Origin of the sequence: Roseinatronobacter monicus, from assembly GCF_006716865.1 — a bacterium.
Taxonomy (GTDB): Bacteria; Pseudomonadota; Alphaproteobacteria; order Rhodobacterales; family Rhodobacteraceae; genus Roseinatronobacter; species Roseinatronobacter monicus.
In genome coordinates this window covers 342764-365923 of sequence record NZ_VFPT01000001.1, presented here as the reverse complement: position 1 = coordinate 365923, position 23160 = coordinate 342764, and the positions used below count along the sequence as shown (strand labels likewise).

Below are 23160 nucleotides of genomic sequence, written 5' to 3'. Positions count from 1 at the left end.
GCCAAAAATACTCAACTCGCAACGGTGCATGTATGAAACTCGCTGTCTGGACATATGAAGGCCCGCCCCATGTTGGTGCCATGCGTGTTGCGACGGCCATGAACGGGCTGCACATGGTGCTGCATGCGCCGCAGGGCGACACCTATGCCGATCTTCTCTTCACCATGATCGAGCGGCGCAATCATCGCCCCCCTGTCAGCTACACCACGTTTCAGGCCCGCGATCTGGGTGCTGATACATCCGGTCTGTTCACATCGGCCTGTCACGACGCCTTTAACCGCTTTCAGCCGCAAGCGCTGATGGTCGCGGCATCGTGCACAGCAGAGCTCATTCAGGACGATCCCGGTGGTCTGGCCGAAACAATGGGCCTGTCTGTGCCGGTCATCGCGCTGGAACTGCCCAGCTATCAGCGCAAGGAAAATTTCGGCTGTGACGAGGCGTTCTTGCAACTGTGCCGCACATTGGCCAAACCCATGGCCCGCACAGAGCGCGTGACCTGCAATATTATCGGCCCCACCGCCCTTGGCTTTCGCCACCGCGATGATCTGGCCGAGATCACCGCCCTTTTGTCCGAAATGGGGATCGAGGTGAATGTCGCGGCCCCAATGGGCGCGTCACCGGCAGATATCACCCGCATGGGGGCCGCGCATTTCAATGTGCTGCTCTATCCTGAAACTGCCGAATCCGCTGCACGCTGGTGCGAGAAGGAACTCGGCCAGCCCTTTACAAAAACCATTCCCATCGGCGCCAATGCCACCCGCGCCTTTATCGCGGAAGTGCGCGCCCTGTCCGGCAGCACAATCCCTGTCGACGAGACCCGCATGCGCCAGCCCTGGTGGGCGGCATCCGTCGACAGCACCTATCTGACCGGCAAGCGCGTGTTCCTGTTCGGCGATGGCACGCATGTCATGGCCGCCGCCCGCGTGGCCCGCGACGAGATGGGCTTCGAGGTCTGCGGCATGGGGTGCTACAACCGCGAACAGGCCCGCCCCTTGCGCGCATTGGCAAAGGAATTCGGGCTAGAGGCGTTGATCACTGACGACTACCTCGAGGTTGAGGCCGCCATCGAAGAGGCCGCGCCCGAAATGATCCTTGGCACCCAGATGGAACGCCATATCGGCAAACGCCTTGGTATTCCCTGCGCCGTCATATCCGCCCCCGTCCATGTGCAGGACTTCCCCGCGCGCTATTCCCCCCAGATGGGGTTCGAGGGTGCGAATGTCCTGTTCGACACATGGGTGCATCCGCTGGTCATGGGGCTGGAAGAGCATCTTTTGCACATGTTCCGCGACGACTTTGAATTTCACGACGATGCAGGCCCTTCGCATCATGGTGGCCATGCGCCCCGCAATGATCCGGGTGCAGCCGCCGCGCATGCGGCCGCGGATGAAGGGGGCTCGATGCCCCCGCCATCCACCCCCCCTTCGCCCCTCGACGCACCCGCGCTGCCCGACAACATCATCTGGCTGACCTGTGCAGAACGCGAATTGAAGAAGATCCCCTTCTTCGTGCGCGGCAAGGCGCGGCGCAACACCGAGAAATTCGCCATTGAGAAGGGCATCTCTGAAATCACAGTCGACACTCTATACGAGGCGAAGGCACATTATGCTCGATAGTCGCGCCCTCCCGTCCGAACCCTACCGCTTTGTGGTGGTGACGCTCGACGCCCATGCCGCCGGACCGGCAGAGCGCGTGTTGCCCCGCCTGCGCGAGGACTTTCCGGGCCTTGAGGTTTCGATCCACGCCGCCGCCGAATGGGCCGAGAACCCCGCCGCACTGGCCGAAGCCAAGGCCGCGATCAACGCTGCCGATATCGTTGTCGCCAATCTTTTGTTCATCGAAGAACATGTCAGCGCCTGCCTGCCAGAGTTGCAGGCGGCCAGCGACCGCTGTGATGCCTTTGTCGGTGTGATTGCCGACCCGCAGATCGTGAAGCTGACAAAAATGGGCGATCTGGACATGTCCAAGCCCGCCACGGGCATCGCCAAGATCATGAAGAAGCTGCGCGGGGGGGGCGACAAGTCCAAGCCCGCCTCAGGTGAAAAGCAGATGAGCCTGCTGCGCCGCCTGCCAAAAATCCTGCGTTTCATTCCCGGCAAGGCGCAAGACCTGCGCGCATGGTTTCTGTCCATGCAATACTGGCTTGGCGGCTCGGATGACAATATCGAAGCGATGATGCGCTTTCTCATCTCGCGCTACGCCCAGCGCCCCGAATGGCGCGAGATCAAGGCCGCCGCGCCGATTGATTACCCCGATGTCGGCCTCTACCACCCCGATCTGGCCGACCGTATCACAACCGATCTGGCCGATCTGCCCCGCCCCGCGAATGCCAAGGGCACAATCGGCCTGTTGCTGATGCGGTCTTATATTCTGGCCTCTGACACGGCGCATTACGATGCTGTCATTCGTGCGCTCGAAGCGCAGGGACTGGCCGTGATCCCCGCTTTTGCCGGGGGCTTGGATGGTCGCCCTGCAATTTCCGCCTATCACACGGGCAAGATCGACACATTGCTGTCGCTGACCGGCTTCAGCCTTGTGGGCGGGCCCGCCTATAATGACAGCCCCGCTGCGGTCGAAGTTCTGAGCGCGCTGAATGTGCCTTATCTGGTCGCCCATCCACTTGAATTCCAGACTTTGGGCCAATGGGCAAAATCAGGCGGCGGGCTTGGTCCGGTAGAAACCACCATGCTGATCGCGTTGCCCGAAATTGACGGCGCCACCTGCCCGACAGCCTTTGCGGGCCGTCACGGGGTTGATGGCTGTCAGGGCTGCCCCGGTGGCTGTATGCCGATGGACGATGCCAATGCCAAGGCGATGGCGCCCTGCCCCGAGCGCATTCTGGCGCTGGCCGACAAATCCGCGCGCATGGTGCGCCTGCGCCGCGCCGATGTGGCCCAGCGCAAGGTCGCCATCGTGCTTTATGGCTTTCCGCCCAATGCCGGCGCGGTTGGCACAGCCGCCTATCTGTCCGTGTTTGAAAGCCTGTATAACACCCTGCACGCCATGGCCCGTGACGGCTATGCGCTGACCCCGCCCGAAAGCGTGGACAGCTTGCGCGCGATGGTGCTGGAAGGAAATGCCCGCACCTATGGCATGCCTGCCAATGTCGCTGCCCATGTCAGCGCCGACCGGATCGTGACCGGCACGCCGTGGCTGTCCGAGATCGAAGACGTCTGGGGTCCGGCACCGGGGCGCGCGCAATCTGACGGGCGCGGGGTTTTCGTGCTGGGCGCAGAATTCGGCAATGTCTTTGTCGGCATTCAGCCCACTTTCGGCTATGAAGGCGACCCGATGCGTCTATTGTTCGAGAAGGGCTTTGCGCCGACCCATGCCTTCACCACCTTCTACCGCTGGATGCGCGAAGAATTTGCCGCCGATGCTGTGCTGCATTTCGGCATGCATGGCGCGCTGGAATTCATGCCGGGCAAGCAGGCGGGCGTCAGCCGCACTTGCTGGCCAGACAGGCTGATCGGCAATCTGCCGAATATCTACCTTTATGCCGCGAATAACCCGTCCGAGGCGTCCTTGGCCAAGCGCCGCTCCAATGCGGTCACAATCACACACCTAACCCCGCCTGTGGCGCAAGCGGGCCTGTACCGGGGCCTGCAAGAGTTAAAAGACAGCCTGCAACGCTGGCGCAGGGTCGATGCCGCGACCGAAGATCAGGCGGATCTGGAAGCCCTGATCGCCGAACAGGCGGCAGCGCTTGATCTGTCGGGCGAACCCGCAGGGCTGTGGCTGAAACTGCTGGAAGTGGAAGATGCGCTGATCCCTGAAGGGCTGCACATCATGGGCAAGCCGATGGATGCGGCAGCCCGCAAGCATCTGCTGGCGCAGGTCGATGTCGATGATGTCACCCGCGCGCGGATGGACCGCGATCTTCAGGGCGACCATGAAATGCGCGGGCTGCTGCGCGCCCTTGGGGCCGAATATATCGCCCCTGTTCCGGGCGGCGATCTGATCCGTTCGCCCGAGATTGTGCCGACTGGCCGCAATATTCACGCCTTTGACCCGTTCCGCATGCCCACAGCCTTTGCGCTGCGCGAAGGCGCGGTGCAGGCGCAAAAACTGCTGGACGCGCACCCGACGCTGCCGCGCACAGTGGCGATGGTGCTGTGGGGGTCGGACAATATCAAATCCGATGGCGGACCTATGGCGCAGGCGCTGGCGCTGATGGGCGCAAAGCCCCGGTTTGATGCTTACGGACGTCTGTCCGGCGCGGACCTGATCCCGCTATCCGAACTGGGCCGCCCGCGTATTGATGTGGTGATGACGCTGTCAGGCATTTTCCGCGACCTGCTGCCGCTGCAAACCCGCCTGCTGGCCGAAGCCGCCCTGAAAGCCGCACTGGCGCAAGAGCCAGAGGCGCAGAATTTCATCCGCGCCCACGCACTTGCCGCAGCGCGCGATCTGGGTGTGTCGCTGGAAGTTGCCGCCCTGCGCGTCTTCTCGAATGCCGAAGGGGCTTATGGGTCCAATGTGAACCAGTTGGTCGACAGCTCCACCTTTGGCGACGAGGACGAGCTGGCCGATGCCTATCAGGCGCGCAAGGGATTTGCCTATGGTGTGAATGGCGCGCCCGTCGCGCAGCCGGACTTGCTGAAAGCGACCCTGAAAACGGTTGATCTGGCGTACCAGAACCTTGAATCGGTCGAGTTGGGTGTGACCACTGTAGACCATTACTTCGACACGCTGGGCGGCATTGCGCGGGCGGTGAAACGCGCGCGGGGCGGGGCGGATACCCCTGTCTATATCGGCGATCAGACACGCGGCAGCGGCAAGGTGCGCAGCCTGCGCGACCAGATCGCGCTGGAGACACGCTCGCGGGCGCTGAACCCGAAATTCTACGAAGCACTTCTGGTCCATAAGGGCGAAGGCGTGCGTCAGATCGAGGCCCATGTGACCAACACGATGGGCTGGTCGGCAACAACCGGCACGGTCGAGCCATGGGTCTATCAACGCCTGTCAGAAACATTCGTGCTGGACGAGGCCATGCGCCGCCGTCTGGCCGAATTGAACCCACAAGCCAGCGCAAGACTGGCCGGTCGCCTGATCGAGGCGTCCGAGCGGAACTACTGGCAGCCGGACGCTGCCACATTATCCGCCCTGCAGGATGCTGCAGACGAGATTGAAGACCGTGTTGAAGGGATTGCCGCCGAATGAGCACGCCCGCAGCGACCATGATGCTTCGGACCGGCGGGGGCCAGCCCCCCGCACCCCCCGGAGTATTTTTCGCAAGAAAATGAAGGGAATAAAGAGATGAGCCCAAGAGATGATATCCCCGAGCTGAAAGGCCGTGATGGCGAAGGATCGGTGCAGGTGCATCTGGACCCGGCCACCAAGATCGACAGCGCGATGGTGTTTTCGATCTATGGCAAGGGCGGGATTGGCAAATCGACCACCAGCTCTAACCTGTCGGCGGCCTTTGCAGCGATGGGCAAGCGGGTGTTGCAGATCGGCTGCGACCCCAAGCATGACAGCACATTCACCCTGACCGGCCAGTTACAGCCCACGGTGATCGACATTCTGAAGGAAGTTGATTTCCACGCGGAAGAGTTGCGGCCCGAAGATTATGTCACCGAAGGCTGGGGCGGCGTGAAATGTGTGGAGGCGGGCGGCCCACCTGCGGGCACGGGTTGCGGCGGCTATGTCGTGGGCCAGACTGTGAAACTGCTCAAGCAGCATCATATGCTGGATGACACGGATGTGGTGATTTTCGATGTGCTGGGCGATGTGGTCTGCGGTGGGTTCGCAGCCCCCTTGCAGCATGCCGACAAGGCCGTGATCGTGACGGCAAATGATTTTGACAGCATCTATGCTATGAACCGCATTATTGCCGCCGTGCAGGCGAAATCCGCCAATTACAAAGTGCGGCTGGCGGGTTGCATCGCCAACCGGTCGAAAGACACCGATGAGGTGGACCGCTTTTGCGACCGCGTGGGCTTCAAGCGTATTGGCCACATGCCCGATATCGACGCGATCCGGCGGTCGCGCCTGAAAAAAAAGACGCTGTTCGAAATGGATGCCGATGAAGACGTGCTCGAATGCCGCAAAATCTATATGCAACTGGCAGCATTGCTACATGGCAACCTGGAACCGATGAACCCAGAATCCCTGCCCGACCGCGATATATTCGAGTTTCTGGGGTTTGATTGATGCGCGATCTGTCTCCTTCCACCAGCTATGAGGGCACCCGCGCCCGTGTTGCCGGCTATTTCGATGGCACGGCGACGCGGGTCTGGGAGCGCCTGACCTCGGATGCGCCTGTCTCGCGCATTCGCCAGACGGTGCGTGCAGGGCGCGACACGATGCGCGCGCTGATGCTGGCGCAGTTGCCGCATGATCTGCGCGGGGTGCGCGTGCTGGATGCGGGCTGCGGGACAGGGGCCATGAGCGTGGAGCTGGCGGCACGCGGGGCGCATGTGGTGGCCATCGACATCTCGCCCAAGCTGGTCGAGATTGCGCGCGCGCGCTTGCCGCAAGGGCTGGCAGGACATGTGGAGTTTCGCGCAGGCGACATGCTGGCGCCGGGTCTGGGCCGGTTTGACCATGTCATCGCGATGGACAGCCTGATCTATTACACGCAACCCGATCTGGAAGCTGCCCTTGACGGGCTGGCTGCGCAGGCGGGCCAGATCGTCTTTACGGTTGCGCCGCGCACGGCGCTGCTGATGGGCATGTGGCACGCGGGCCGGGTTTTCCCGCGCGCGGACCGTTCGCCCACCATGATCCCCCATGATTACCGCCGCCTGAATGTGGCGGGGCTGTCGCGCGTCGGCCGGGTCTCGCGGGGTTTTTATATTTCTGAATGCCTGAAGGTGACGGGATGATCATTCCAAAAGCCATGTTCCAGAAAATCGGCACCAACTGGCTGCCTTTCGCGGACGCGGCCTCGGAAGGGTTGCCGCTGCGCCAGATCCTGCGCCTGAGCCTGTTTCAGGTCAGTGTCGGCATGGCGACTGTGCTGCTGTTGGGCACATTGAACCGCGTGATGATCGTGGAATTGTCGCTGGCCGCCAGCATCGTGGCCTTTATGATTGCGTTGCCGGTGCTGCTGGCCCCGTTCCGCGCGCTGCTGGGGTTCAAATCGGACAATCACCGCTCGGCCATTGGCTGGAAGCGGGTGCCATATCTGTGGTTCGGGTCGCTCTGGCAATTTGGCGGGCTGGCGATCATGCCGTTTGCGCTGCTGGTGCTGACTGGTGATGTTGTCCATGATGTACGCTTCGCAGGCGAGGTGATTGCAGCGATTGCCTTTCTGATGACCGGTTTCGGAATGCATATGACGCAGACGGCGGGCATTGCGCTGGCTGCGGACCGTGCCGATGACGCGACCCGCCCGCGTGTGGTGGCGCTGCTTTATGTCACCTTCCTTGCAGGCATGGCGATTTCCGCGCTGATCGTGGGCTATTTGTTGCGCGATTTCAGTGATCTGCGCCTGATCCAGGTGGTGCAGGGCTGCGCGGTGGTCACATTGGTGCTGAATATCATCGCGCTGTGGAAGCAGGAAAAAATCAAGCCCATGACCCGCGCCGAGCGCGAGGCCCCGCGCCCCGCCTTCCGCGATGCGTGGCGCGACTATATCAAGGGCGGGCAGGCCGGGCGGTTGCTGGCCGTTGTCTTTGTCGGCGGGCTGGCCTTCAATATGCAAGATGTGCTGCTGGAACCGTATGGCGGCGAAATCCTTGGCCTGTCCGTGGCGGCGACAACCACGCTGACAGCGGTCTGGGCTGTCGGCGCGCTGCTGGGGTTCTGGCTGGCGGCACGCTGGCTGGCGGGCGGGATGGACCAGTTCCGCATGGCGGCGCGGGGCATTCTGGTTGGCATATTCGCCTTCGCGGCGGTCATCTTCGCAGGCCCGCTTCAATCGACACCGCTGTTTTACGCAGGCGCATTTGGCATCGGGCTGGGCTTGGGGCTGTTTGCCGTCGCCACGCTGACCGCTGCAATGGAGATGCCCCGGCGCGGAATTGTCGGCGGCGGGCTGGCACTTGGGGCATGGGGTGCGGCGCAGGCGACTGCTGCCGGGCTGGCCGTGGCCCTTGGCGGCGGCATCCGCGATACAGTCCAGACGCTGGCCAATAACGGGCATCTCGGCGCTGGCCTGATGACCCCCGATATTGGCTATTCTGTCGTTTATCACCTTGAGATCGGGCTTTTGTTCCTGACCCTCATCATTCTGGGCCCATTGGTGCGGACCCGTATTCTTGACACATCCCAACCACGCAACCAACGCATCGGCCTTGCCGATTTCCCGACCTGACATCACGGAGGACTACACATGGATACCCCCTATGGATGGCTATTTTTCGGCAATTTCGATCTTGCCCTGATTTCGCTTTATCTTTTCTGGATCTTCTTCGCAGGGCTGATCTATTACATCCAGCGCGAGAATATGCGCGAAGGTTACCCGCTGGAAAACGATGACGGCACCCATGCCAATTCGTTGCTGTCTGTGCCAGAGCCAAAGACCTTCATCCTTCCGCATGGGCGCGGCGAGTTCAAAGCCCCTGATTTCGAGCGGGAAAAGCGGGAACTGGCGCTGGCCCCGACCGAAGGTGGCGGCGGCTTTCCGTTCGCGCCAACAGGTGATCCGATGAAAGACGGTGTTGGCCCTGCATCCTGGGCCGCGCGCCGTGACGAGCCGGAGCTGGATGGGCACGCCCACCCGAAATTGCAGCCTATGGCGAAAGTTGGCGATTTCGCGGTTGCTGCCGGGCGCGACCCGCGCGGTCTGCCGGTTGTTGGCAATGACCAGAAACCCGCAGGCAAGATCACCGATATGTGGGTCGATGTGCCCGAGCAACTGGTGCGCTATCTTGAGGCAACGCTGGAGGATGGCACCAAGCGTCTGGTGCCCATGACCATGGTGCGGATCAAATCCAACATGGTCTATGTCAACTCGATTGACTCGGCCTCATTTGTGGATGCGCCGGTCATCGCCTCGGACGGCCAGATCACCAAGCTGGAAGAAGACAAAGTGTCTGGCTTCTATGCAGGCGGCTATCTGTACCGCAGCGAAAACCGCGTCACTCCGATGAGCAAGTTGCGCATTCTGTCCGATATGCTTGGCAAACCTGCCTAAGCGACTTTCGACCCAAAAAAGATAAAGGAACCGGCCCATGTCGCATGATGATTTCGCCTTTGAACCTGTAAACGGGTTGCCCGAACGGCCCCCCGAGCATGAGCATATTCTGTGGCAGGGCCGGCCTGATACTTGGGCCTTGGCGCGCGAAGCCTATAAAATCAACTGGATCAGCGCGTATTTCGTGGTGATCGTCGGCTGGCGTGCCTCGGTCGGTGCGCTGGAAGCGGGCGCTGCGGGGGCGTTTGCCTTTGGCCTGCCTTACGCGCTGTTGTGGGGGGCTGCGGTCGCGGTCATCCTGTTGCTTGCCTATGCGCAGGCCCGCGCTACCGTCTACACCATCACAACTGCACGGGTGGCCATGCGCATTGGTGCCGCACTGAATGTCACGCTGAACCTGCCCTTCCGCCAGATCGCAAATGCGGAACTGGCGCTTGGCAAGAAGGGCACAGGCACGATTGCGCTGGAAACACTGGGCGAGACGAAATTCTCCTATCTCATCCTGTGGCCGCATTGCCGCCCCGGCCATGTGCGGATCACAAAGCCTGCGCTGCGCTGCATCCCGGATGCGGCCAACATTGCCGGGCTGCTTGCCGAAGCGGCGGAAACCCGCGTCGCGCAGCCTGTCCTTGAACGCAAAACACCAGCGCCCGCAGGCGATCTGGTCGCAGCCGAGTGAGGGAAGCCATGACCACCGACCCCAACCCCCAAAAGCCCTTCACGCCGAAATTCAAGCGCGAAGACGCCAATGACATGATCCCCATCGGGCTGGTGCGTGGCATGTTCGCGCTGGCGCTCGCCTCGCTGGGGCTGGCGGCCTATGCCAGCGTCACCGACCGCGAGAGGGCGGCAATTCCGGCCCCTGCCCCGGTTGTGCAAACATGGACCATCAGTCTGGTTGGCAATGATGCGCAGGCCGTGACGGTGCTGGATGCCAATGGCGAAATGCTGGCCGATATGGCGCATGGCGGCTTTGTCACAGTCATTCAGAATGGTTTGATGACCATGCGCCGCCGCCACGGGATTGACCCCGCCCTGCCGTTGCAGATTGTGCAGTTTGAAAACGGGCGGCTGGCCGCCATTGACCCGCTGACTGACTACCGCGTCGAGCTGACCCAGTTTGGCCGCGACAACCAGGCCGCATTCGAACGGCTGCTGAATATCCAATAAGACGACCATAAAAAACCAAGGGAAAAACCAATGTCACTCTTCTCAAGAAAGATCGAACACGTCCCCTGCACTGTCGAAGTCTCGCACCGTTTCGAGGCCCTTCATGCACATGTCAAATTCAACGACGGCTCTGTCATTCATCCCGGCGACGAGGTGCTTGTTCAAGGCCCGCCTGTGCTGGCCGCATGGGGCGAGTTGATTGTCGAGGACCGCATCGCCACCATCACCCGCGCCAATGCGCTGGAGCGGATGTGGACACGGCTGACAGGTGATTTCGAATTCATGGAACTCTGTGAATTCTCTTTCTCAGAGGAGATAAGCGTATGAATGTTCATGCCACAACCCATGACGAACTTGCCGCAGAAATGGGCGACCGTTTCGACACTGACGCCATGGCGCAGGAATCCACCCTGCTGAACCCGCGTTTCTACACCACCGATTTCGACGAGATGGACCGCATCGATGTGACGCCTGTGCGCGAAGAGTGGGACAAGCTGATCGGCCAGATGAAATCCGACCCCAACAAGGGCCATTTCAAGAAAACCGCCGATTGGGACAAGGTCGATTGGGACAATATGGAGCCCAAGCTGAAACGCGAGTTGATCGACTTTCTTGTCTCAAGCTGCACCGCAGAATTCTCGGGCTGCGTGCTGTATAAGGAAATGAAGCGTCGAGGCAACAATCCTGACATCTGCGAACTGTTCAACTACATGGCCCGCGATGAAGCGCGCCATGCCGGTTTCATCAATGACGCCCTGCGCGAGGCAGGTGTTGCGGTGAATCTGGGCTTTCTGACCAAGGCCAAGAAATACACCTATTTCCGGCCCAAATTCATCTATTACGCGACCTATCTGTCCGAGAAGATCGGCTATGCGCGCTACATCACCATCTACCGCCATCTGGAGGAGAACCCGGAGAAGCGCTTCCACCCCATTTTCAAGTGGTTCAAGGAATGGTGCAATGACGAGTTCAGCCATGGCGAGGCATTCGCACTGTTGATGCGCACGGACCCCAAGCTGACCAATGGCTTTGTCAACAAGCTGTGGATCAGGTTCTTTCTAACGGCTGTGTTTGCCACGATGTATGTGCGCGACCATGCACGCCCTGAATTTCACAAGGCGCTGGGGGTCGATATCGACTGGTACGATCAGGAAGTGTTCCGCAAGACCGGCGAGATTGCTAAACAGGTTTTCCCGATGGAGCTGGACATCGACCACCCCGCATGGATGCCGACGCTGAAGAAGATCGAGCGCGCGTTCCGCAAGATGGAAGTGGCTGAAAAGCAAGGCGGCATTGGGGGTAAACTGTCGAAATGGGCGGCGATGACCTCGGCAGGACTGGGCTTTGCGCGGCTGTATGTCATGCCCGTCAAGAAATCGACGCCACCCGCCAATGTGCGGCTGGAACCGGCCTATTAAGTAACTGCGGTGTCGGGCAAAGTCCGGCACCCATTAGCCATACGGAGATGCCATGTTTGAAACCCCCTGGATAGCTGCACTTGCTGCGCTGTTTCTGTGGTGGTTTGCCACGGGCATTCTGCTGTGGCGGGTTCATGCGGCAGACCGTGGCGGGCCGGGCCAGCATATCTGGTCGGTGCTGCTGTCGCTGCCACTGTTCGTGGCAGGGGCGCTGGGGGTGAATGCAACGCTGATGGATGCCAGCCCGCAAGGGGTCTGGTTTGCCTTTTTGTCGGCGCTGGCATTGTGGGGCTGGGTTGAACTTGCGTTTCTGTCTGGTGTCATTACGGGCCCTAATACCAAACCCTGCCCTGCCGGTCTGGACCCCGCCGCGCGCTTCTGGTCGGCATTCCGCACGGTGGCATGGCATGAATTTGTGCTGGCAGGCGTTGTCATCTTGCTGATCCTGTCAGCATGGGGGGCCGAGAATGCCTTTGCGCTGTGGACATTCCTTGTGCTGTTTGCCGCCCGGATTTCGGCCAAGCTGAACCTGTTTCTGGGTGTGCCGCGCATCAACACTGATTTTCTGCCCAAGCCGCTGGCGCATCTGTCCAGCTATTTTCGGCAAGGGCCGGTCAGCGGCTTCTTTCCGTTTTCGGTCACGCTGCTGGCCTTGGCAGTTGGCTGCTTTCTCGAACGCCTCTGGCGCGCGCATCACGTCGCCGATCAGGGCGCAATCATCGGCTTCACGCTTCTGTCTATGCTGACGGCGCTGGCGCTGCTGGAACATTGGTTCATGGTCTGGCGGGTGCGTGATGACAAACTCTGGCGCTGGATGATCCCAGCCCCCACAAACACCAAACGAAAAACATGACCGAGGGGACCCCCAATGGATTTTGACACCCATTTCACCGCCGCGCTGGACGCGCTGAAAACCGAAGGCAATTACCGGATTTTTGCCGAAGTTGAACGCCAATGCGGCAGTTTCCCCAAGGTCAAGCGCTTCAATGGCGAGGATGTTCAGGAAGTGACTGTCTGGTGCTCGAATGATTATCTGGGCATGGGCCATCACCCCCATGTCGTCAACAGCATGGTCGAGGCTGTTCAGGCTTGCGGGACGGGCGCGGGCGGCACGCGCAACATTTCGGGCAATAACCACCTGCACCGTTTGCTGGAAGATGAACTGGCTGATCTGCATGGCAAGGACGCGGCACTGCTGTTCACATCGGGCTATGTCTCGAACTGGGCGGCCTTGTCGACGCTGGGCGCAAAAATCCCCAATGCTGTGATCCTGTCGGATGAGAAAAACCATGCCAGCATGATCGAGGGCATCCGCCATTCGCGCGCCGACAAGGTTTTGTGGAAACACAACGACTGGCGCGATCTGGACCGCAAACTTAAGGCCGTGGGCGACAGGCCCAAGATCGTGGCCTTTGAAAGTGTATATTCTATGGATGGCGACATCGCCCCCATGCGCGAGATTGTCGAAGTGGCCGAGGCGCATGGCGCCATGACCTATCTGGACGAAGTGCATGCCGTGGGCATGTATGGCCCACGCGGCGGCGGCATTTCCGAAGAACGCGGGCTTGCCGACCGGATCACCTTGATCGAGGGCACATTGGGCAAGGCCTATGGCGTTGTTGGCGGCTATATTACCGGATCAACCGCGCTGTGCGATTTCATCCGCTCTTTCGCATCTGGCTTTATCTTCACAACTGCGCTGCCTCCGGCCGTGGCCGCGGCGGCAACTGCCTCGATCCAGCACCTCAAGACATCGCAGACCGAGCGGGCTGCGCAACGCGAACGCGTGGCACGGCTGCGCGCGCGGCTGGATGCGCAAGGTATCCCGCATATCGCCAATGACAGCCATATCATCCCTGTCATGATCGGCGATCCGGTCAAGTGCCGGATGCTGTCAGACATCCTGATGGATGACTGGGGAATTTACGTGCAACCGATCAATTACCCCACCGTTCCCAAGGGCACCGAGCGGTTGCGCATCACCCCCGGCCCGCTGCATTCGGACGCGGATATTGACCATCTTGTGATGGCGCTCACCTCGCTCTGGAAGCAATGCGCAATTGCGCATGCCGTGGCATAATGCCAGCTTGACACAATTGAAAATCACAACAGATGTACCGTTCTGGACATCAATGGGAGGCCAAAAAACATGAAACTCACAACCAGCGCCGCACTCAGCGCGCTTGCACTTTCCTTCACCGCGCTACCGGCATTTGCTGGCGATATTGACGCAGGCGAAAACGCGTTTCAAAGCCAGTGCCAGAACTGCCACAACGTCACCAATGAAGATGGCGATGTGCTGGCCGGGCGGCCAAATGTCCGCACTGGCCCGAACCTCTACGGGGTGATTGGGCGCGAGCCGGGCGCGGTGGATGGGTTCCGCTACGGCGCTTCGCTGGTTGAAGTTGGCGAAAGCGGCGTTGTCTGGGACGAAGAGGAGATGGTTGCCTATCTGCTCGATCCGACCAGCTATCTGCGCGAAGCACTGGATGATCGCCGCGCCCGCAGCCAGATGTCATTCCGCGTGCGTGACGAAGACACCGCGCGCGACATCATCGCGTTTCTGGCGCAATTCGGGGCTGTCGAAGAGGACGAAGAGGCCACCGAAGAAGAAAGCTGATCGAGAAGACCTAAACTTGCAGGGGGCGATGCAACATCCCCCCTGCACGCACCCAATCCGAACGCCCCATCCCGGTGCACCTTGCCGCGTTGGGGCGTTTTCACGTTTCGGCCCCTGACACTGTGCGCCAGTCCAGCCCGGTCACAGCCTGACAGCCCGGTTATGATACTTGCCCTCTCGGGGGCAAAATGTCACTGAGTGTTGCCTGCACAGCACGGAGTGACCGCCATGACACAACCCCCTGTCCGCTACAACCGCGACACAGACATCGCGCTGATCTGTATCGAGAACCCGCCCGTCAATGCCATCGGCCAAGCCGTGCGTGCAGGGCTGATGGACTGTCTGGACCGTTTCGCCGATGATGCGGCAGCGCGGATCGCTGTGATCTATTGCGCGGGTCGCACATTTGTCGCCGGGGCAGATATTAAGGAATTTGGAAAACCACCCAGCGCCCCGTTCCTGCCCGATGTGATCGGCAAAATTGAAGCGCTTGAAAAGCCCGTCCTCTGCGTGATGCATGGCACGGCACTTGGTGGCGGTCTGGAACTGGCACTGGGGGCGCATTACCGGCTTGGCCTGCCGGGGTTGCGGGTCGGGTTGCCGGAAACCAGCCTTGGCATTCTGCCCGGTGCCGGGGGCACACAACGCCTGCCCCGCCTCGTTGGGATGGACGCCGCGCTCGACATCATCACATCCGCCCGCCACCTGCCCGCGCAAGAAGCGCTGGATTTGGGCATTCTTGATGAACTCGCCCCGGTCGGCGCCGATCCCGCCGCAGCCGGGCGGGTCATGGCGCAAGCCTTGCTGGATCGCGGTGCAGGCCCGCGCAGGGTCTGTGACCCGCCTGCCCCCCGGATCGGGGCCGATCAACTGGCGGATATCCGCGCCAGAACACAGGCCCGGTATAAGGGCCAGATCGCACAGCTGACCGCGATTGACGCCGCGGTCGAAGGGGCGGCCATGCCGTTTCATGACGGCATGCGCCATGAACGCGCGCTGTTCACCAAGCTGATGCAATCGCCGCAACGCGCAGCGCTCATTCATGCGTTCCTTGCGGAACGCAAAGTGGTGCAACTGCCCGAACTGGCGGGTGTTCGGGCGCGCGACTTCGGGCAGATCGGCGTTGTTGGCGGCGGGCGCATGGGCAGCGGAATTGCGGTTGCAAGTTTGCTGGCGGGGCTGGATGTCACGATGATTGAGCGCGATGCGCAATCGGCCATGCTCGCGCGCGAGAATGTGGCGCAGACGCTGGGCGAAAGCGTGAAACGCGGCAAGCTGACGGACGAGGCCCGCACGCATATTCTGGCGCAACAGTTTCGTGCCGCTGAAAGCTATTCAGCGCTGGCATCATGTGATCTGATCATAGAGGCCGTGTTTGAAGACATGGATATCAAGCGCGACGTGTTCACCCAGCTTGACCGTCATTGCAAATCCGGGGCCATACTGGCAACGAATACCTCCTATCTGGACATCCCACAGATTGCCGCGATGACCGCGCGGCCCGCCGATGTGCTGGGTCTGCATTTCTTCTCGCCCGCCCATATCATGCGGCTTTTGGAAATTGTTGTGCCCGAGACGACCGCCCCTGACGTGGTGGCAACGGGCTTTGCCTTTGGCAAGAAACTGGGCAAGGTCAGTGTGCGCGCAGGGGTCTGTGACGGGTTTATCGGCAACCGCATCTTGCAGGTTTACCGCGCGGCCTCGGATCATATGGTTCTGGCCGGTGCCAGCCCTTACGAGGTTGACCGCGCTGTCACGGAATTCGGCTTTCCGATGGGCCCCTATGCAGTGCAAGATCTGGCAGGGTTGGATATCGGCTTCATGACCCGCCAGCGCAAAGCCGCCAGCCGCGACCCGCGCGAGTTTGTGGCGCGTTGGGCCGATGTGATGCATGCGCGCGGCTGGCATGGCCGCAAGACAGGCCAAGGCTATTACACCTATGACACAGACAGCCCCAAAGGCCGCCCCGCTGCCGATGTCGAAGCGATCATCGCCGCAGAGCGCCTTGAACACGGGATCACACCGCGTGCCTTCAGCGCGGATGAAATCATCGCGCGCTATATGGCAGCGATGGTAAACGAAGCGGCCCGTGTCGTGGGCGAGGGCATCGCCGCGCGGCCGCTGGATGTGGATGTCACCTTGCTGCACGGCTATGGCTTTCCGCGCTGGCGCGGCGGGGCGATGCATTGGGCGGATACGCAGGGCCTAAGGGAACTGCTGGCCCAGATCGAAACCTATGCGGGCGAAGCCCCCTACTTTTGGCAAGAGGCCCCATTGCTGCGGCAACTGGCGCAGGAGAACCGCAGCTTCGCAGACCTGAATACCTGAGCAGGCAGCCACAAAACGGCGCGCTATTCCGCCGCCACCCGCCGCGGCTTGAGCAACGGGGCCAGATAGCGCCCTGTATAGCTGGCCTCGACCTGTGCCACCTTTTCGGGCGTTCCGGTCGCCACGATCTTGCCACCACCATCGCCCCCCTCAGGGCCAATATCGATGATCCAGTCGGCAGTCTTCACCACATCAAGGTTATGCTCGATCACCACGACAGTATTGCCCTGTTCCACCAGTTCATGCAGCACTTCCAACAGCTTGCGCACATCCTCGAAATGCAAGCCCGTGGTCGGCTCGTCCAGAATATACAGCGTGCGGCCCGTCGAGCGGCGCGCCAGTTCCTTCGACAGTTTCACGCGCTGCGCCTCGCCCCCTGACAGGGTTGTCGCCTGCTGGCCCACCTTGATATAGCCCAAGCCCACGCGCACCAGCGCATCCATCTTCTCGCGGATGCTCGGCACCGCCTGAAAGAAGCTCTGCGCCTCCTCAACGGTCATATCCAGCACATCAGCGATGGACTTGCCCTTGAACAACACTTCCAGCGTTTCGCGGTTATAGCGCTTGCCCTTGCAGGTTTCACACGTGACATAAACGTCCGGAAGGAAGTTCATCTCGATCTTCAGCACCCCGTCGCCCTGACAGGCCTCGCAGCGCCCGCCCTTGACGTTGAAGGAAAACCGCCCCGGCTTGTAGCCGCGCGCCTTCGATTCCGGCAGCCCCGCGAACCAGTCGCGGATCGGCCCGAATGCGCCAGTATAGGTTGCGGGGTTGGAACGCGGCGTGCGCCCGATGGGGCGCTGGTCAATATCGATCACCTTGTCCAGATGCTCCAACCCTTTGATCGTCTCGCAGGGTGCCGGCGTCTGGCGCGCGCCGTTCAGGCGCATGCTGGCAGTCTTGAACAGGGTTTCAATCGTCAGGGTCGATTTGCCCCCACCCGAAACCCCCGTCACACAGACAAATTTGCCCAGCGGGAACTCTGCCGTCACATCGTGCAGGTTGTTGCCGCTGGCTTTTACCACGGTCAGTTTCTTGCCATTGCCCTTGCGCCGGGTTTTGGGCACCGCAATCTCGCGCGTGCCACTCAGATATTGGCCGGTCAGGCTGGCCGGGTCCGCCATAATCTCAGCGGGCGTGCCCTGCGCCACGATCTGCCCACCATGCACCCCTGCACCCGGTCCGATATCCAGCACAAAATCGGCGGTGCGGATCGCTTCCTCGTCATGCTCGACCACGATCACCGTGTTGCCCTGATCGCGCAAATTGCGCAGCGTGATCAACAACCGGTCATTGTCGCGCTGGTGCAGCCCGATGGACGGCTCATCCAGCACATACAGCACCCCGGTCAGACCGCTGCCGATCTGGCTGGCCAGCCGGATACGCTGGCTCTCGCCGCCCGACAATGTGCCCGCATGACGGCCCAATGTCAGGTAATCCAGCCCCACATTCACCAAAAACCCCACCCTTTCGCGGATTTCCTTCAAAATGGCGCGCGCAATCTCGTTCTTTTGCTTGGTCAGGCTCTCCGGTACACCCTCAACCCAGACCAAAGCCTCGCGGATCGACATTTCGGTCACTTGCCCGACATGCAGCCCGCCAATCTTGACCGCAAGCGCTTCTGGCCGCAGACGATGCCCTTCACAGACACCGCAATGTCGCTGGTTCTGATAGCGCTCGAACTCCTCACGAATCCAGGCGCTGTCGGTTTCGCGGTAGCGGCGTTCCATATTCGGGATCACCCCCTCGAACGCGCGCGTGACGTTGTAAACACGCCCCCCTTCGTCATAGCGGAACGGCAACTCTTCGCCATTCGACCCATAGAGCAAGACTTGTTGCACATGCGCAGGCAGGTCTTTCCAAGATGCCTTGGCGTCGAATTCATAATGCTTGGCCAGCGATTCGATTGTTTGCAGGAAATAGGGCGATTTGCCCTTGCGCCATGGCGCAATCGCGCCATCCGCCAGCCGCAGCGCATGGTCCGGCACAACCAGCCGCTCGTCAAAGAACAACTCGACCCCCAGCCCGTCGCAAGCCGGGCAGGCACCCGAAGGCGCGTTGAACGAAAACAGGCGCGGCTCGATCTCGGAGATGGTAAACCCCGAAACAGGACAGGCGAATTTCTCGCTAAATGTAAGGCGCGCGCCCTCGTCCTTTGCTTCCTCCAGCACCGCAATGCCATCGGCCAGATCCAGCGCTGTGCGCAGACTGTCCGCCAGCCGCGTCTCAATGCCTTCGCGCACCACAATCCGGTCCACCACCACATCAATGTCATGGCGGAATTTCTTGTCCAGTGTGGGCGGCTCGTCCAGCTCATAGAACTGCCCGTCCACCTTGACCCGCTGGAACCCCTGCTTGCGCAGTTCCAGAAATTCCTTGCGGTATTCGCCCTTGCGGTCGCGCACGATGGGGGCCAGCAGATAGGCGCGGCTCCCCTCTTCCATCGCCATGATCCGGTCGACCATATCCTGCACTTGCTGCGCCTCGATCGGCTGGCCAGTGGCTGGGCTATAGGGTGTGCCTGCGCGCGCAAACAGCAGGCGCATGTAATCGTAAATTTCCGTCACTGTGCCGACAGTGGATCGCGGGTTCTTGCTGGTCGTCTTCTGCTCAATCGAAATCGCAGGCGACAAGCCCGAGATATGGTCCATATCGGGCTTTTGCATCATATCCAGAAACTGGCGTGCATAGGCACTCAGCGATTCGACATAGCGCCGCTGCCCTTCGGCATAGATCGTATCGAACGCCAACGAAGATTTCCCCGACCCTGACAGCCCGGTGATGACCACCAGCTTGTCGCGCGGCAGCTTCACGTCGATATTCTTCAGGTTATGCTCGCGCGCGCCGCGCACTTCGATGTATTTCTGCTCAGCCATCCGGACCCCCAAGGCTTATCTGGCGCAACATAGACCTCCATACGCGAGTCTCCAAGCAAAATGAAGGAACATTTAACGAACAAAACGCTTTCGTCATTTTCTTGCCAAAAATACTCAAAATGCGGAACGCCCTGCCGACAGGCAGGGCGTGACACATAGACTTGCGGCGCAGCCGCCCAATTTGGTCAGACGTCAGAAATGGATCGCGCGGCCATATGCATCAAGCACCGATTCATGCATCATCTCGCTCAATGTCGGGTGCGGGAAAACGGTGTTCATCAGATCTTCTTCCGTTGTCTCCAACTGGCGCCCCACGACATAGCCCTGTATCAACTCGGTCACTTCCGCGCCCACCATATGCGCGCCCAGCATCTCGCCAGTTTTCGCGTCAAAGACGGTTTTGATCATGCCCTCCGGTTCGCCCAGCGCAATCGCCTTACCATTGCCGATGAACGGAAAACGCCCCACTTTCACGCTGTAACCTGCCTCTTTCGCCTTGGCTTCGGTCAACCCGACCGAGGCCACTTGCGGGTGGCAATAGGTGCAGCCGGCAATATTTGCCGGGTCCACCGCATGCGGGTGCCCGCCCGCGATCAACTCGGCCACCATCACGCCCTCATGGCTGGCTTTATGCGCGAGCCATGGGCCGTTGGTTGCGTCGCCGATAACGAACAGCCCGTCCACCCCCGTGCGGCAATACTCATCGGTCACAACGAAAGAGCGGTCAATTTTCGCGCCCAGTTCTTCCAGCCCAAGCCCTTCGGTATTGGCCACAATGCCGACAGCCGAAATAACAGTGTCGAAGTCATGCTGTTCAATTTTGCCGCCGCGCTCAATATGCGCGGTCACTTTGGGGGCGGCGCGGTCCAGCTTTTTGACCATGGATTTCTCCATGATCTTCATGCCCTGCTTTTCAAATTGCTTCTTGGCAAAGGCACTGATTTCCGCATCTTCCACGGGCAAAATCCGGTCCAGCACTTCCACCACGGTCACATCCGCGCCCAGCGTGTTGAAGAAACTGGCAAATTCAATGCCAATCGCGCCTGATCCGATGACCAGAAGTTTTTTCGGCATCCGCTTGGGTTGCAGCGCGTGGCGGTAGGTCCAGACCAGATCGCCATCCGCTTCCAGCCCCGGCAATTCGCGCGCCCGCGCGCCGGTGGCCAGAACGATATTGGCCGCGCTCAACTCTTCCGTGCCCTTATCCGTGGTGACTGTGACCTTGCCTTTGCCTGCAAGCTTGGCGCTGCCCATCACCACTGTGATCTTGTTTTTCTTCATCAGGTGGCCAATGCCACCCGAAAGCTGGCCTGCCACCTTGCGCGACCGCTTGACGACCGCGTCCAGGTCAAACCCGATCTTGTCGGCCGTCAGCCCGAATTCCTTGGCGCGGTGCATCAGATGGAACACTTCGGCCGAGCGCAGCAATGCCTTGGTCGGGATACAGCCCCAGTTCAGGCATATGCCGCCCAGATTCTCACGTTCAACAATCGCAACCGATTTGCCAAGCTGGGCTGCGCGGATGGCGGCGACATAGCCCCCCGGCCCTGCCCCGATTACAACAAGGTCAAACGTTTTGGCAGCCATGCGATATCCTCCCGTCGCGTCGTGCTGAAATATAGTTTGGTATTAAACTATTTCTCGCATCCCCGCAACGCAGAGTATGAAAGCCCGCCATGCAGAATTTGCATGGCGGAGAGCGGTCCCACTCAGGCCGCTTCCTGCAATTCCTGCAATGCTGTCATATATCCGCCGTCGTCGAGGAACGACTTTTCGGCAGCTGTTGTGTAGCGGCCAAGCGCATCATTACGATACGGAAACCGCCCAAACTTGCGGATCACAGCGCGATGTGCGCGCGCATGCAGCAAGTTATCCGAACCCGTCTTGGGCATGTGCAACAGGAACATGCGCACGGCGCGGTCCTGATCCATCTGGCTTTCGGAATGCATCAGCGGCAGATAGAAGAATTGGCGCTGCGGCTCTGGTGTCTGGCAATCAAAGCCCAGATGACACCCGCGCGCCGCCACCCGCCGCGCCAGATCGTCCGTGGCAAAAGCGCGTGCATCGCCGCGGAACATGTTGCGCGGGAACTGGTCTGTTACGATGATGAACGCCAATGCGCCCCGCGCGCAGGAGGTCCAGCGTTCCAGCCGCCCCTCGCGCGCCTTTTGCCACAACGGCTCAAACCGCTCGCGGATGCGCGCGTCAAGCGCATCATCCATGGCATACCACCCCTTTGGCCCAACCTCATCCACCCAGAACGAGATCACTTCATCGACCGTTGACATATCCTGCACCCGAAATTGTTTCATCTGGTAAAGCGTGCCAGTCTTTGGCGATACACACAAGTTTTTAGCGGTATCAGCGCTTTAAACGGGCGAATCCATGCCTAATTGCAACGGCTTCAGGTGGTTTCGGCCTGTTGTTCGGTCATTTCACTATAGACAACGTCAACTGTGGCGGCGGAAACGACGGGCGAGACGGCAGCATAGGGGCCACTTTCTTCTATTGATTTCGATGGTCGCTGTGTCATGCGCCAGACCGCATAAAGCGACAGCGCAAGAAGCAAAAGGACAATGAACAGAAAGAAACCCGACGGCCCGATCATGTTCATCAGCCAACCAATCGACAGCGGCCCGACGATCGCCCCCATGCCATTGACGAACAACAACCCGCCAGAGGCGGCGGCCATCTGGTCATGCTCCAGATAGTCATTGGTGTAAGCGACCAGCAGCGAATAAAGCGGGTTTGAAATACCACCGAGAACCAGGCCGACCCCCACCAGCCAGAAAAAGCTCAGATCAAACAGCACGGGCAGAATGCCCGCGACCACCCCCATTGAGGCGACTGTGATCAACAATTTGCGCCGATCCATCCGGTCTGACAGCCAACCAATGGGGTATTGGAAGAAAAGCCCCCCCACATAAATTGCGCCAGTGAAGATAGAGATTTCCAGAATGCTCAACCCCGCTTCTGATCCCCAGACTGCGGTCATGGCCAACATTGCCGCAAATACACCCCCCATCAGGAAAATGCCGACAACCCCCAAGGGCGACACATCGTAAAGTTCCTTGATCGACATTGATCTGGTGGTGCCAAAGGTCGGCGCCGGGCTGACCGACAACAGAATCGGCGCAAAGGCCAACGACACCAGAACCGACGGGATGATGAACAGCAAAAACCCTGCCGGGTCGGCAAAGTTAATCAGCGCCTGCGCCGCGATAATCCCGATCATCTGCACGATCATGTAAAGCGACAGGGCCTGGCCCCGGTTTTCATTGCTGGCGGTGTTGTTCAGCCAGCTTTCCGCCGTGACATAGACGCCCGAGAAACAGAATCCGATCAGCACACGCAGCAGCGCCCAGACGATCCAGTCCGGGATCGCGGCATACAAGATCAGCACAGCAGAAATCAGCGACCCGAGTGCTGCGAACACCCGCACATGCCCGACCCTGCGAATCATTTCCGGTGCCATACGCGACCCGAACAGGAAGCCCGCAAAATAGGCCGACATGACGACCGACATCTGCAAGGTCGAGAACCCCTCGATCGCGCCCCTGATCCCCAACAGCGTGCCCTGCACGCCATTGCCGACCATCAGGAACATCATGCCCAGCAACAACGCCCATGATGCAGTGAAAACCTTGAACATGTCGTGTCCTG

The 23160-nt window shown here is 60.3% G+C and carries 18 protein-coding genes; 14 read left to right on the top strand and 4 right to left on the bottom strand.

What is annotated here, in order from left to right; all coding sequences use genetic code 11:
• The first annotated feature begins 32 nt into the window (after positions 1-32).
• The 14 genes from bchB to BD293_RS01450 all read left to right on the top strand — a co-directional run bounded on the left by bchB (position 33) and on the right by BD293_RS01450 (position 16621).
• Positions 33-1616: a ferredoxin:protochlorophyllide reductase (ATP-dependent) subunit B gene (gene bchB, locus BD293_RS01515; protein ID WP_142079531.1), complete on the top strand. Its 1584-nt coding sequence runs from the start codon at positions 33-35 to the stop codon at positions 1614-1616.
• The gene (locus BD293_RS01510) at positions 1606-5163 is read left to right on the top strand and encodes a magnesium chelatase subunit H (protein ID WP_142079530.1); all 3558 of its coding nucleotides are present in this window, start codon (positions 1606-1608) and stop codon (positions 5161-5163) included. The genes bchB and BD293_RS01510 overlap by 11 nt, the downstream gene beginning before the upstream one ends.
• A 96-nt stretch (positions 5164-5259) precedes the next feature.
• The gene (gene bchL, locus BD293_RS01505) at positions 5260-6156 is read left to right on the top strand and encodes a ferredoxin:protochlorophyllide reductase (ATP-dependent) iron-sulfur ATP-binding protein (RefSeq protein ID WP_142079529.1); all 897 of its coding nucleotides are present in this window, start codon (positions 5260-5262) and stop codon (positions 6154-6156) included.
• On the top strand, positions 6156-6830 hold the full coding sequence (gene bchM / locus BD293_RS01500; protein WP_142079527.1) for a magnesium protoporphyrin IX methyltransferase: 675 nt from the start codon (positions 6156-6158) through the stop codon (positions 6828-6830). The genes bchL and bchM overlap by 1 nt, the downstream gene beginning before the upstream one ends.
• Positions 6827-8263 (top strand): PucC family protein, encoded by a 1437-nt coding sequence (locus BD293_RS01495; RefSeq protein ID WP_142079525.1) that lies wholly within the window; start codon positions 6827-6829, stop codon positions 8261-8263. The genes bchM and BD293_RS01495 overlap by 4 nt, the downstream gene beginning before the upstream one ends.
• 18 nt (positions 8264-8281) lie before the next feature.
• Complete coding sequence (gene puhA / locus BD293_RS01490) at positions 8282-9085, top strand: photosynthetic reaction center subunit H (protein ID WP_142079524.1); 804 nt, start codon at positions 8282-8284, stop codon at positions 9083-9085.
• Positions 9086-9122: 37 nt separating this feature from the next.
• The gene (puhB, locus tag BD293_RS01485; protein WP_142079522.1) at positions 9123-9764 is read left to right on the top strand and encodes a photosynthetic complex putative assembly protein PuhB; all 642 of its coding nucleotides are present in this window, start codon (positions 9123-9125) and stop codon (positions 9762-9764) included.
• Positions 9765-9772: 8 nt separating this feature from the next.
• On the top strand, positions 9773-10255 hold the full coding sequence (puhC, locus tag BD293_RS01480; RefSeq protein WP_142079520.1) for a photosynthetic complex assembly protein PuhC: 483 nt from the start codon (positions 9773-9775) through the stop codon (positions 10253-10255).
• A gap of 30 nt (positions 10256-10285) precedes the next feature.
• Positions 10286-10582, top strand: a complete 297-nt coding sequence (locus BD293_RS01475; protein ID WP_142079518.1) for a hypothetical protein — start codon at positions 10286-10288, stop codon at positions 10580-10582.
• Positions 10579-11673 (top strand): magnesium-protoporphyrin IX monomethyl ester (oxidative) cyclase, encoded by a 1095-nt coding sequence (gene acsF / locus BD293_RS01470; protein WP_170207027.1) that lies wholly within the window; start codon positions 10579-10581, stop codon positions 11671-11673. The genes BD293_RS01475 and acsF overlap by 4 nt, the downstream gene beginning before the upstream one ends.
• 52 nt (positions 11674-11725) lie before the next feature.
• Entirely contained in the window at positions 11726-12526 is an 801-nt protein-coding gene (puhE, locus tag BD293_RS01465) for a putative photosynthetic complex assembly protein PuhE (protein ID WP_142079516.1), read from the top strand.
• A 15-nt stretch (positions 12527-12541) separates the two neighbouring features.
• Complete coding sequence (gene hemA / locus BD293_RS01460) at positions 12542-13753, top strand: 5-aminolevulinate synthase (RefSeq protein ID WP_142079514.1); 1212 nt, start codon at positions 12542-12544, stop codon at positions 13751-13753.
• Between the two features lie 69 nt (positions 13754-13822).
• Positions 13823-14293: a c-type cytochrome gene (locus BD293_RS01455; RefSeq protein ID WP_142079511.1), complete on the top strand. Its 471-nt coding sequence runs from the start codon at positions 13823-13825 to the stop codon at positions 14291-14293.
• A gap of 228 nt (positions 14294-14521) precedes the next feature.
• A complete protein-coding gene (locus BD293_RS01450; RefSeq protein WP_142079509.1) occupies positions 14522-16621 on the top strand; it encodes a 3-hydroxyacyl-CoA dehydrogenase NAD-binding domain-containing protein in 2100 nt (699 codons plus the stop codon).
• 23 nt (positions 16622-16644) lie between these two features.
• Here the strand turns inward: BD293_RS01450 and uvrA are convergent, their stop codons facing one another.
• From uvrA to BD293_RS01430, 4 genes are all read right to left on the bottom strand, one after another.
• Complete coding sequence (gene uvrA / locus BD293_RS01445) at positions 16645-19497, bottom strand: excinuclease ABC subunit UvrA (RefSeq protein WP_142079508.1); 2853 nt, start codon at positions 19495-19497, stop codon at positions 16645-16647.
• Positions 19498-19689: 192 nt separating this feature from the next.
• Positions 19690-21084 (bottom strand): dihydrolipoyl dehydrogenase, encoded by a 1395-nt coding sequence (gene lpdA / locus BD293_RS01440; RefSeq protein WP_142079506.1) that lies wholly within the window; start codon positions 21082-21084, stop codon positions 19690-19692.
• Positions 21085-21206: 122 nt separating this feature from the next.
• Positions 21207-21785, bottom strand: a complete 579-nt coding sequence (locus BD293_RS01435; protein WP_142084205.1) for a DUF924 family protein — start codon at positions 21783-21785, stop codon at positions 21207-21209.
• Positions 21786-21901: 116 nt separating this feature from the next.
• Positions 21902-23149, bottom strand: a complete 1248-nt coding sequence (locus BD293_RS01430; RefSeq protein WP_142079504.1) for an MFS transporter — start codon at positions 23147-23149, stop codon at positions 21902-21904.
• Between the last annotated feature and the right edge of the window lie 11 nt (positions 23150-23160).

Excerpts from the sequence above, each read along its gene's own strand:
- bchB (WP_142079531.1), top strand. The coding sequence starts at position 33 with ATGAAACTCGCTGTCTGGACATATGAAGGCCCGCCCCATGTTGGTGCC.
- BD293_RS01510 (WP_142079530.1), top strand. The coding sequence starts at position 1,606 with ATGCTCGATAGTCGCGCCCTCCCGTCCGAACCCTACCGCTTTGTGGTG.
- bchL (WP_142079529.1), top strand. The coding sequence starts at position 5,260 with ATGAGCCCAAGAGATGATATCCCCGAGCTGAAAGGCCGTGATGGCGAA.
- bchM (WP_142079527.1), top strand. The coding sequence starts at position 6,156 with ATGCGCGATCTGTCTCCTTCCACCAGCTATGAGGGCACCCGCGCCCGT.
- BD293_RS01495 (WP_142079525.1), top strand. The coding sequence starts at position 6,827 with ATGATCATTCCAAAAGCCATGTTCCAGAAAATCGGCACCAACTGGCTG.
- puhA (WP_142079524.1), top strand. The coding sequence starts at position 8,282 with ATGGATACCCCCTATGGATGGCTATTTTTCGGCAATTTCGATCTTGCC.
- puhB (WP_142079522.1), top strand. The coding sequence starts at position 9,123 with ATGTCGCATGATGATTTCGCCTTTGAACCTGTAAACGGGTTGCCCGAA.
- puhC (WP_142079520.1), top strand. The coding sequence starts at position 9,773 with ATGACCACCGACCCCAACCCCCAAAAGCCCTTCACGCCGAAATTCAAG.
- BD293_RS01475 (WP_142079518.1), top strand. The coding sequence starts at position 10,286 with ATGTCACTCTTCTCAAGAAAGATCGAACACGTCCCCTGCACTGTCGAA.
- acsF (WP_170207027.1), top strand. The coding sequence starts at position 10,579 with ATGAATGTTCATGCCACAACCCATGACGAACTTGCCGCAGAAATGGGC.
- puhE (WP_142079516.1), top strand. The coding sequence starts at position 11,726 with ATGTTTGAAACCCCCTGGATAGCTGCACTTGCTGCGCTGTTTCTGTGG.
- hemA (WP_142079514.1), top strand. The coding sequence starts at position 12,542 with ATGGATTTTGACACCCATTTCACCGCCGCGCTGGACGCGCTGAAAACC.
- BD293_RS01455 (WP_142079511.1), top strand. The coding sequence starts at position 13,823 with ATGAAACTCACAACCAGCGCCGCACTCAGCGCGCTTGCACTTTCCTTC.
- BD293_RS01450 (WP_142079509.1), top strand. The coding sequence starts at position 14,522 with ATGACACAACCCCCTGTCCGCTACAACCGCGACACAGACATCGCGCTG.
- uvrA (WP_142079508.1), bottom strand. The coding sequence starts at position 19,497 with ATGGCTGAGCAGAAATACATCGAAGTGCGCGGCGCGCGCGAGCATAAC.
- lpdA (WP_142079506.1), bottom strand. The coding sequence starts at position 21,084 with ATGGCTGCCAAAACGTTTGACCTTGTTGTAATCGGGGCAGGGCCGGGG.
- BD293_RS01435 (WP_142084205.1), bottom strand. The coding sequence starts at position 21,785 with ATGTCAACGGTCGATGAAGTGATCTCGTTCTGGGTGGATGAGGTTGGG.
- BD293_RS01430 (WP_142079504.1), bottom strand. The coding sequence starts at position 23,149 with ATGTTCAAGGTTTTCACTGCATCATGGGCGTTGTTGCTGGGCATGATG.